This window comes from Thermococcus sp. MAR1 (assembly GCF_012027305.1).
Classification (GTDB): Archaea; Methanobacteriota_B; Thermococci; order Thermococcales; family Thermococcaceae; genus Thermococcus.
On the sequence record NZ_SNUF01000026.1, the window covers coordinates 1 to 411 of the forward strand.

Genomic DNA, 411 nt, shown 5'->3' on the forward strand with positions numbered 1-411 from the left:
TGGCTTATAAATTGTATGGCTTAGATACAAGCAACAGCAATGCTTATAACCGTTTTGTTGTGCTACATGCTCATAGTTGTGTTCCTGATAAGGAAGTGTATCCTGATTTTATTTGTAACAGTTTAGGTTGCCCAACAGTATCTCCAAATTTTTTAAAAACGTTACAGGAGCAATATTTACTAAAAACAAAACAACCTGTTTGTATGTGGATTTATAAGTAACGAATCTGTGTTATCAGCGTTTTCTGTGAGAAATAATTAATTCAACTGTGGGTTAAAATCATTGTTACTTTCACCGTCTTCAATTAGCGGTTGTGTATCTTCTTCCATTGCACGTTCAACTTCATTACCTGCAAACTGCAAATCTTCTTCTCTGTTATCATTCCATTCAATAATAAAATTATTCCTTCCT

Annotated in this window: 1 protein-coding gene; it reads left to right on the forward strand. The window is 33.3% G+C overall.

Annotated elements, in window-relative coordinates; all coding sequences use genetic code 11:
- The coding region (locus E3E25_RS11390; RefSeq protein ID WP_206204737.1) for a murein L,D-transpeptidase catalytic domain-containing protein at nt 1-221 on the forward strand (221 nt) is incomplete at its 5' end.
- Nucleotides 222-411: the final 190 nt, after the last annotated feature.